The following is a 10,597-nucleotide window of genomic DNA, read 5'->3' as shown; positions in this document are numbered from 1 at the left end:
ATGTTAACCTTGCTCTGTTCACACCCTCTTTCTCATCGGCAAATACAATATGATCAGCATCTACAAAATTGTAAACATAAGTTTGCCACCATCCGTAATTAACACTATTTAAGGTATACTCAGTATCCTTAATCGTCTTCCAGGCATCACAAGCAATCCTTTTAATGTGGGCATATCTTCCTGTAGCCAAGTTGGGAGATATAGCAGCATAAACAAGCATTTGCCCATCCATCCTATCGATAAGATACTCCATACCCGCTTTATAAGCCTGCATCCCTGTGGTAACAGACTTATCATAAAAAACATCCGACTCAGCAGCAGCATGGCCTAAAAAGTCAATCTTGATCATTTTAAAACCACAAGCCTTTAACTTATCAATAATATAATCAACTCTTTTCTTGGTTCCCGGATGTGTAGGATCAAGTGCTCTGGCACCATCAAAATCATGATAATTGCCACCAACTTTAGTCCACATCTCACTGAATTTATACTTACTGCCCTCAGCTTCCCTATCGCCGCCAGATTTAAAACCCCAGTCGGTAAACGGAGCCCAATACACACCCGGCTGTAAACCTTTTTGCTTGCAGTAATCAGCAAATTCTTTCAGTTTGCTATAATCGCCACGCATACCGCCGGTAAAATTGTCCCAAAATGAATCAAGATCTATATAAGCAGTTTCATCATTTCTAAACTTTGGAAGCTCATTTGCAAAAAAATCAACGTTCTTTACTGCCTTTTCATAGGTCAATTTTTCCTGAATAACGCCCCAGCTGTTCCATCCAAAAGGAACCGGCTTTGTCCAGTTAAAAACAAAAGGAGGCTCTGCAATTCTGTTTGCCTTGCCGTAAGCTTCCAATCCGATTCTCCAATCAGCAAAATAACCAACAAATACCTTTGGCGACTTCACCACTGAGCCAGAAATAGAACCATGGATTGTTTTATCCCTGGTCACTTTCTCGTCTGTATATCCACCCCAAATGCGCAGCTCAGATAGGTCATCGCCAACGCCTTTGGTAAGCACCCCTGTTTTCCAAATCAAGTGCTCTACAGAGCCTACTATTAAGCCTTTCCTGCTATGGTTTTCATACACCGCGCCCACTTCTGCACTCGTGTTTTCTACTACAGCAGCACCCATAGATTTTGCGTTATAACGGATAAAAGTATCGTTATCAAAAGGAACAAAAAGCGTTCGGTTATCGCCTTTGGCCTGAATACTTGCGCTGTTAGAGATCAACGGAGCCATATAATTACTCTTAACATTACTGCCTTTTAAAGAAACTTCAGTAAAAAAGTAATCGTGACCCGGATAAACATAAAACACCTGTTCCATCTGTGGCAAACCGCTTTTAGTCAAAATTATGGTGTATTTTTTGCCAACTCCGAACTTGTCTTTAACAGCCGTTTCCGAGTACTTAATCAGCTCATAATCCTTACTAGGTTATATACAACTTCAGATTCCGCTCCGTAAGGAATATTAACAACCTGAGGATCATTACCTTTTCTATCAAAAGAGAAACCTTTAACAGATGACACAAGCAATACAAGAGAGAAAATAAAGATGCGTTTGAGCATGATGGGGGATGTTAATTGATTAAAAAGTTTACTATTCTACAGGCAGTTCCTTTACTATTTTGGTTCTTTTCTGCGCTGATAGTAACTTTTAATACGTGATCAGTATCGGCTAAATTGCTCCCAAATAAAACATACCAGGGCAAATGTAAAGATTTGCTCCATTGTGTAAACAAATCAAGTTGTTTTTCGGCACCATTATCAATTGAATAGCTAACAATACCGGCATCGGAGCCTGATACTATGGCCATTCCAACTGCATTACCTTTAAATTTTAATGTAAAAGATGACCCTGCAACGGTACTAACCAGCATAGGCACCTTTACAAAACCCGGGCGGGTACCCAAGCCATCTTCTGGTGTCCAGCTCTTTACCAGTTCCCAGCCGTTTTTATTTTCGGCAGTTTCTATGCTAAGATACCTTCCGCGGGTAAAACTTCCTTTATTTAATAAAGCAGGCAATTTTGTAGCCTTTTGCTGCTTAGCTTTACTTAGGCTGGATGACAACAGATCTTTTATGGCCTCAAAATACAATTCCTGACCAAATGGCGATGGATGCAAATCTTTAAAATCCTTTTCCCAGCTAAACTCATTGTTTGCCAGCTTATCTCGTATAGCCTTAGCCAGGTTAATAGAAGGCAATTGATAATGATCTGCAACCAGCTCATGGTTGGCTACCGAGGTAGGCACAATACCCGAATCGTACAGTTTTGTCTTATCAGGATCGGCAAACGACATCATCACAATATCCATTAACGGATTATTGGTTTTGGCATGCCTAACAATACCTTCAAGTGACTGAACCTGAGTAACACTATCCGTTCCGTTAACCTGATCGTTCACTGCCGCCTCCAGAAATAGAAGATCTACTTTACCCGAATCCAGCACATCCCTGCTTAATCTGAAGGTATGCGGCAAGCTTCCCAACGAAGGGATGCCAGCCGCAATAAAATGAAATTTTGTAGCCGGAAAACGCTCTTTTAAATAAGCGCATACCTTATCTCGCCAGCCACTATTATAAGTTATTGAACCGCCCAGAAAAGCTACAGTGGCATTTTTCTGTATAGAAATAGCATTGTAAGCATTCTGGAGGCCCTTTCTTTCTGTAATATACTTGCTAAATGGTAAGGTTTTAACCTGTGCAATAACTGAAGCACTACAAACTAAACCCACTAAAAAACACAGTACAAACTTTCTCATTTAAAAATCTATTTAGAATTAGATGAACTTTGAATTTTTAAAGTCCATGCATATTTACCAGGTAATTCAGTTGGTAGTTTCACAACCACAGAATCGTTGTTTTTAGTCCATTCCAGAGGTTTATTTACCCCCAGCATATAAACTTTTGAACCTTCTTTTGGCTGAACCGCTGTTAAAACCAGTTCATTATTTTCGGCCTTGTTAAAGATCACATAAGTGCTTTTTCCATCCTTACTTTGCGTAAATCTGATATTGTCGCCTTGTTTATAATTTTCTATACCTTTAGTGGCGTATATGGCTTGCTTGTTAATATCCAACCACTTGCCCATTTCTCCCAAACGCTCTACACTTGGTGCAGGAATTTCACCTTCGGCACTTGGGCCAACATTTAATAAGTAATTTCCGCCCTTAGCAGCTACATCAACAAGATTATCAATTAACGCCTGTGCCGATTTCCAATTTTGATCGTACTTGGCAAAGCCCCAGTTGTTGTTAATTGTCATGCAGCTTTCCCAGTAGTCCTGAGAATTGGTTTTTAAAATCTCTTGTTCTGGAGTTCCAAAATCACCGGCAGCATCCTGGTACTTATTCATACCTTCCATACCTCCGCGCGCTTTACCGATGCGGTTGTTTATAATTAAAGAAGGTTTAAGATTACGCAGATAGTTATAAAGGTCTTTTCCCTGCTCTTCTGTCCATTCAGGAATCCACTCTCCATCAAACCATAAAATGGTTGGATCGTATTTCTTGATCAATTCAGCCAGTTGAGGCTTTAAATACTCTTCTCTGTATTTGTTGAAATCTGGTTTTACATCAGGCTTTTGCTTAGGATTAGCATCTGGCTGATGCCAGTCCATAATAGAATGATACAACCCGAACTTAATTCCGGCAGCTTTACATGCATCAGAAAGTTCTTTTAAAATATCTCTTTTAAAGGGAGTAGCATCTATGATATCATATTTGGTCACTTTACTGTCCCAAAGGCTAAAACCATCATGGTGTTTAGAAGTGATAACGATGTATTTAGCCCCTGCCGATTTAGCAATCTCTACCCATTTTTTAGCATCAAACTTCTGTGGATCAAATTGAGCAGCATATTTTTCATATTCGGCAGGCATACGTTGGGTTTTAGCTGCTTCAGACTCTTTTAAATAATCTTTTTGTGCAAATACCGAAAATGACATAACCAATCCGATAATAAGCAAATTTAACTTTTTCATACATTAGTAATTTGGTTATAGCAAAGAAAAGGATATTGGATATTAATAATTCTATTATTATGTCAATTCATTAAGCAATTTTAGCACACTTCGTTATTGGACCATTCCGTTATCTCGACGATAAAAGAATTCTTGAATGAGCATAACCAAGAGATCTCTTCTATCGTCGAGATGACGATGTGCATACAGTACACCCACACCCTTCCCTAAAATAAGTACTTTGTACTTAAAAAGTTAGAGCTGTTGCTATCAACAATTGCATTTATCAAATGCTTGTTGTTTTCATTTAGCTTGGTGGCAACTAACGACCTTATAGAAAACGATCTTAAAGCATCTACTACTGAAAGCGTACCCTCGGCACTATCTTTTCTGCCAGTAAACGGAAATACATCCGGACCACGCTGACACTGGCAATTCACATTTACTCTGCTCACCTGATTCACCAAAGGATCAATAAGTTCAGCTATTTCTTCATCATCATTACTAAAAATACTTACCTGCTGGCCGTGTGTAGATTCGATAAGGTACTCAATAGTTTCTTCCAGATCATCAAAAGGTACAACGGGTATAACCGGGCCAAACTGCTCTTCGGTATATAATTTCATACCTTTTTTAACCGGGTAAACAATTGCAGGAAATACAAACGATTCATTTGTAGCACCACCATTTTCATTTATCACATGGGCACCATTGGCTATGGCATCTGCAATACACTCCTGTATATATGCAGGTTTATGAGGTTCAGGTAAAGGAGTTAATGATACACCATGCTCCCAGGGCATCCCAAATTTAAGCTGCGCCACAGCTTCAGAAAGCTCCTTTAAAAACACATCAGCAAGGCTGCGATGTATAAATACGATTTTTAACGCCGTACATCTTTGTCCGTTAAACGATAAAGACCCCAACACTGTTTCCTGTACTGCTAACTTTACATCAGCATTTGCAGTTATAATGGCTGCATTTTTAGCATCCAACCCAAGTATTGCACGTAAACGGTTTACTTTAGGATGCAGCTTTTTAAGCTCATTGGCTACCTTACTTGAACCAATAAGGGTTAACACATTTATATCGCCCGATTTCATCAGGTTAGGAATGATCTTATTACCACGACCATATATGGTGTTTACTACGCCTTTCGGGAAACAGTCTCTAAATGCCTCCAACAATGGGTAATGTAATAAAGTACCGTGTTTTGGTGGTTTAAACAATAAAGTATTGCCCATTATCAGGGCCGGAATTAAAGTAGTAAAAGTCTCATTCAATGGATAATTGAACGGCCCCATACATAAAACCACACCCAAAGGAGAGCGTCTGATCTGTGCAACAATACCCTGTTCAATGCTAAATTTAGACGACTGACGATCAAGGTCTTTTAATGCATCAATTGTTGCATAAATATACTCTACCGTACGGTCAAACTCTTTAACCGAGTCTGCATGAGATTTACCAATCTCCCACATCAATAGTTTAACTACTTCGTTTTTCTTTTCAATAATTTTGTGCGTAAACTTCTCTACGCAGGTAATTCTATCAGCAACGCTCATGGTTGGCCATTCGCCCCTTCCATTGTTATAAGCATTAACTGCAGCCTTTAGTGCTTCGGAAGCCTCAGCTTCATTACATAAAGGATAAGTGCCAATTACTTTACGCTTTAGTCCTGTTGGAGTTTTGATACAAATTGGCGACAGTACTTCGTGTACTTCTCCGCTCCAGGAATGCATTTTTCCATTACTTAAGTATTCTCGCTGATGAACCTCTTCGGTTAACCTAAATTCTTCAGGTATGTCGCGTTCGTCAACAAAAATCGAGTCAAGATGATCTTTAAAAGTCATTAATATATAGTTAGAGATTAAAATAGATTATATGTTAAAGATCACTAATTACTTTGTATTTTGGAACTAATGTTTTCATTATTACCCAAGCCACCAGGTAGGCAACAGCACATATTGTAAACATAATTGTGTAGCCGGTTTCAATATGCCCTAGAGCCTTATAATGGTCAAATAACCCACCACCCAGTTTTGTCATAACAACACCGCCAAGGCCGCCAAGCATACCACCAATACCTACAACAGAACCAATTGCTTTTTTAGGAAACATATCTGAAACTGTGGTAAACAGGTTTGCCGACCATGCCTGGTGCGCAGATGCACCAACACCAATTAACAATACAGGCATCCAGAAAGATATATGGCCCAAAGGCTGTGCAGCAAGCACAACAAGCGGAATTACCGCAATCATTAACATTGCTTTCATACGGCCGTCATATGGTTCATATCCTTTTTTAATAAAATACATTGGGAACCAGCCACCGCCAATACTTCCAACCATTGTCATGCTGTACAATACCGCTAATGGGAGCATGATCTGAGTATCCATCATGCCATACTGATCTTTCAAATAAGCAGGCAACCAGAACAGGAAGAACCACCAAACACCATCCGTCATGAATTTACCTACAGCAAAAGCCCAGGTTTGTCTGTATGTAAGGAGTTTGAACCACGATACTTTTGTTTCTTCAGCTACACCTTCACTATTGATCACTCTGGTATCAACATCATCTGCTTTTATGTAAGCGAGTTCTTCGGCCGAAAGTCTTTTTTGTTCTTCAGGTTTTTCATAGTATTTATACCAAAATATAAGCCACAAGAAACCTATTGCACCTATAAATAAAAAGGCAGCTTCCCAGCCCCATTTTGCTGCAATAAACGGGACACTTAAAGGTGCTAATACCGCACCAATATTGGTACCTCCGTTAAAAAATCCGGTAGCAAAAGATCTTTCCTTTTTAGGAAAATACTCTGCAGTAGCTTTAATTGCAGCCGGAAAATTCCCAGCCTCGCCAAATCCCAATACTGCTCTGGCAACCATAAAACCTACAATAGAAACAGAGGCAACGCCAATACCCATAAAGCCAAGTACTGTGGAAATGCTTTGACCTATTGGAATAGCAAAGGCGTGTATAACTGCACCTACCGACCAAATAATGATGGCCCAGGCATATCCTTTTTTAGTTCCAAGTTTGTCGATTATCCGCCCTGCAAAAAGCATCGATATAGCGTAAACAAATTGAAAAACAGAAGCAATGTTTGCATAGTCGCTGTTGCTCCAGCCAAAAATCTCTTCTAAATGTGGTTTAAGTAAGCTTAACACCTGTCGATCAAGATAATTCACAGTAGTTGCGAAAAATAATAATGCACAGATAGTCCACCTGTAATTACCTACTTTTTTTTCGTTCATTATATTTGGTTTAGTATTTGGTTGGGTTGTTTTTTTATTTTGTTTTGGCTAGTGCTTCTGTAATGCCAAAGGTTTTTATGTTGTTATAATTTTCTTCTACTGTTTTAATAAAATCTTTAAGGCCTGGCAGGTCGGTTTCCCATAACTGCTGATCTGACAATACTGAGTTTACATACTCAGCTTCGTCAATCTTGCTTTTTTCATAGAAATAAGCAGCCTGATCGTCAGTAATCAGGTATTCCTTACCATCGTATTGCCCAAAGTACTGATTTTCTTCCTTTTTTTGAGTTCTCATGAAACATAAGAATGCAGCAAAACCGAAAGCGATACTTGATGGAACCTTATTAAATAGCTTATAATATTGAGTTAAAACAGGTAATATCCTTATTTTCATTTTCATGGTATACTGAAAAGTGATATTGATCCATAAATGTTTAATGTATGGATTTGCAAACCTGTCCAGAACCGCGGCCGAAAAAACCATGGCCTCATCGCCCGGAACTTCGTAAGGTATTGCAGGCACAATTTCCGATTGCATTACCTTTACGATATAGCTTTTTATGGCTTGATCGGCCATTGCATTTGCTACGGTATCTATACCAGCTAAATAGGCAATCCCAGATGATAAGGTATGAGAACCGTTTAACAGCCTTACCTTTAGCTCTCTGTAAATTTCGATATCAGGTTTTACAATTATGCCCTTATCTGCTTCCTTAAAGCTTAATAGCCCGGCAACTTTTTCGTCACCCTCAATAGCCCATAAACGATAAGGTTCAGCCATGATCAACAAGTTATCACTGTAACCTAACTGTTCCTCTAGCTTCTCTAAAGTTGCGACATCAGGCTTACCGGGAACAATCCTATCAACCAGAGAATTGCAGAAATGAGCATGCGCTTTTAGCCAGCTTACAAATTCAGGTTCAAGCTTATTAAATTCGGTAAGTTCAAATACAATTGATTCTAATTTTTTTCCGTTTTCAGGAATTAGTTCTGTAGCAATAATCACAATATCAGCAGCATTAATATCTCCAAGCGCTTTATATCGTGCATAAAGCACAGCCAATAGCTTTGCCGGAAAAGAAACTGGAGGAGCTAAATCAATGCTTTCTTTTAATAAGCTAATACCAACCTCCGTTGTATTGGAGACAACAACCTGTAAAGCGGGACTTTGTCCGATTTTAAGTATATCGCTCCACTCCTTGTCGGCCGATAAAACTCTGCTGATGGACGAGGATATAATGTTCTCTTTAACAGTTTGTCCGTTCTCCAGACCCCTTACGCTGATTGTATACAATCCATTTTGCTCATTAAAATCTTTAAGGTCGCCTTTACTAGTCGATTTAACAACAGCTACCCTGCCATTAAACAAACCCTTACGGTTTGCTTTATCAATAAAATAATCTGGAAGCCCGCGTAGTAAAACACCGGTTCCAAACTGCAATACCTTTTCAGGAAGATTTAATAATGTGTTATCAGGAATGATAACGTTTTCATTTTTTAGGTTCTTTAAAATATCTTTAGAAATAGTCATGTTGAAATTTCGCTCTGTCTAAAACAATTCTACATAAATATTATAAAGAATGAATGTTTTAAGAGGAAATTATTTACGCAATCGTTATCGTTACAATCTGTTACAATTGCCTGCTAAATCCGTAAGAAATGTACTATCCAAAAAGATCACTGCTCAAATAGCGGTCGCCCCTATCGCATGCAATGAACACAATTAGTCCTGATTCCAGTTCTTCGGCCAATCTTAATGAACAGGCAAGTGCCCCACCGGTACTCATACCTGCAAATATGCCTTCCACTTTAGCAAGTTTACGTGCAAAATCTGTGGCTTCCTGCTGTGAAACATCCATTACCCTATCTACCCTGCTCGGATCAAAGATCTTTGGCAGATAAGCCTCTGGCCATCTTCTGATTCCTGGTATTGATGATTCTTCAGTTGGCTGGCAACCTATAATCTGTATATCCGGGTTCTTTTCTTTTAAAAACATAGAATTACCCATAATACTGCCGGTTGTGCCCATGGAGCTTACAAAGTGGGTAATCTGCTGATTGGTGTCTTTCCAAATCTCAGGACCGGTGGTTTTATAATGGGCCAGGTAGTTATCTGGATTTGAAAACTGGTTTAACAAGAAATAACCTGGTTGGGCGCCTTTCTCCTCTGCATAATCCCTGCATACTTCAATAGATTCAAGCAAAGTAACCTTTGCCCCGTATGCTTCCATGGTTAGGGTACGTTCACGTGTTGAATTAGAAGGCATTACCAGCTCAATCTCCAGATCATATATAGACGCAATCATCGCTAAGGCAATACCTGTATTACCGCTTGTAGCTTCAATCAGTTTTGTTCCTTTCTTAATATCTCCGCGATCTATTGCACTGCGGATCATATTTAATGCTGCCCTATCTTTTACACTGCCTCCGGGATTGTTCCCTTCCAGCTTGGCAAAAATCTTAACGTTCGGATTAGTATGTAACCTCTGAATTTCTACAAGTGGTGTGTTTCCAACAAACTCAACAATATTTCCCATTATTAAACTACGCTTTTCTCTGATTTACAATTTTATTAACGACTCTAATTTTAAGGTTGCTTGGTTTCGATAACCTTAACTGCCGACTGATGATATACGGTTGAATGTGGGGGCACGCTTTTAGTTAACCAAACGTTTCCACCTATAATACAATCGTGCCCGATAACGGTATCGCCACCTAAAATGGTTGCGCCCGAATAAATAATTACGTGATCTTCTATAGTTGGATGCCTTTTTATGCCCACCATGTATTTCTCTACGCTTAATGCGCCAAGAGTTACGCCCTGATACAGCTTTACATAATTTCCGATAACGGTAGTTTCTCCAATAACGAGGCCCGTACCGTGGTCAATATAAAGATACTCGCCTATTACCGCACCGGGGTGAATATCTATACCGGTAATGGAATGCGCATATTCAGTAAGGATTCTGGGTACAATAGGAATTTCGGCTTGCAACAAAGCATGTGCAATCCTGTACAAGGCAATTGCAAGGAAACCGGGGTAACTTCTGATAATTTCAAACTCACTTTTAGCAGCCGGATCGCCTTCCAGAATTGCAGAAATATCTGTATTCATCCTTCTGTACAACTCTGGTACACTCTCAAAAATCTTTCTGGCTATTCCTTCATTATCGCTATGCTCACAAGCTTTGGTGGCATTTAATATCCTTACCAGCTCTTTTTCTTGCTTTAAAAAGAAACGCTTAATCTCATTAATTGAATAATCTGGCGAGGTTAAACGCTCTGGATACAACAAATTCATTAAATTCATTGCCCATTCAGCAACTTCCTGATTGGATGGTACAGCCTCAATTTGAAGCTGTTTATTAT

The 10,597-nt window shown here is 39.2% G+C and carries 9 protein-coding genes; all 9 read right to left on the bottom strand.

What is annotated here, in order from left to right; all coding sequences use genetic code 11:
• Positions 1 to 1,354: alpha-amylase family protein (locus AC1DDX_RS20305; RefSeq protein ID WP_477622488.1), on the bottom strand; the 1,354-nt coding region annotated here is incomplete at its 3' end.
• 62 nt (positions 1,355 to 1,416) lie between these two features.
• The gene (locus tag AC1DDX_RS20300; protein ID WP_477622487.1) at positions 1,417 to 1,572 is read right to left on the bottom strand and encodes a hypothetical protein; all 156 of its coding nucleotides are present in this window, start codon (positions 1,570 to 1,572) and stop codon (positions 1,417 to 1,419) included.
• 11 nt (positions 1,573 to 1,583) lie between these two features.
• Positions 1,584 to 2,768, bottom strand: a complete 1,185-nt coding sequence (locus AC1DDX_RS20295; RefSeq protein ID WP_337716307.1) for an SGNH/GDSL hydrolase family protein — start codon at positions 2,766 to 2,768, stop codon at positions 1,584 to 1,586.
• An 8-nt stretch (positions 2,769 to 2,776) separates the two neighbouring features.
• Positions 2,777 to 3,988 (bottom strand): alpha-L-fucosidase, encoded by a 1,212-nt coding sequence (locus tag AC1DDX_RS20290; protein ID WP_477622486.1) that lies wholly within the window; start codon positions 3,986 to 3,988, stop codon positions 2,777 to 2,779.
• A 206-nt stretch (positions 3,989 to 4,194) separates the two neighbouring features.
• On the bottom strand, positions 4,195 to 5,820 hold the full coding sequence (locus AC1DDX_RS20285) for an NADP-dependent glyceraldehyde-3-phosphate dehydrogenase (RefSeq protein ID WP_288879398.1): 1,626 nt from the start codon (positions 5,818 to 5,820) through the stop codon (positions 4,195 to 4,197).
• A gap of 34 nt (positions 5,821 to 5,854) precedes the next feature.
• A complete protein-coding gene (locus AC1DDX_RS20280) occupies positions 5,855 to 7,228 on the bottom strand; it encodes an MFS transporter (protein ID WP_172663062.1) in 1,374 nt (457 codons plus the stop codon).
• Positions 7,229 to 7,262: 34 nt separating this feature from the next.
• Positions 7,263 to 8,759: a tagaturonate reductase gene (locus tag AC1DDX_RS20275; protein ID WP_337716311.1), complete on the bottom strand. Its 1,497-nt coding sequence runs from the start codon at positions 8,757 to 8,759 to the stop codon at positions 7,263 to 7,265.
• A gap of 133 nt (positions 8,760 to 8,892) precedes the next feature.
• Positions 8,893 to 9,765 carry a cysteine synthase CysM gene (gene cysM / locus AC1DDX_RS20270; RefSeq protein WP_288879400.1) on the bottom strand — a complete coding sequence of 291 codons (873 nt, stop codon included), beginning with the start codon at positions 9,763 to 9,765 and terminating at the stop codon, positions 8,893 to 8,895.
• 50 nt (positions 9,766 to 9,815) lie between these two features.
• Positions 9,816 to 10,597 (bottom strand): serine O-acetyltransferase EpsC (gene epsC / locus AC1DDX_RS20265; RefSeq protein WP_477622485.1); only part of this gene is annotated, 782 nt, incomplete at its 5' end.

Source organism: Pedobacter sp. 10L46_2 (assembly GCF_056395165.1).
This window is presented reverse-complemented; position numbering and strand designations above follow the sequence as displayed.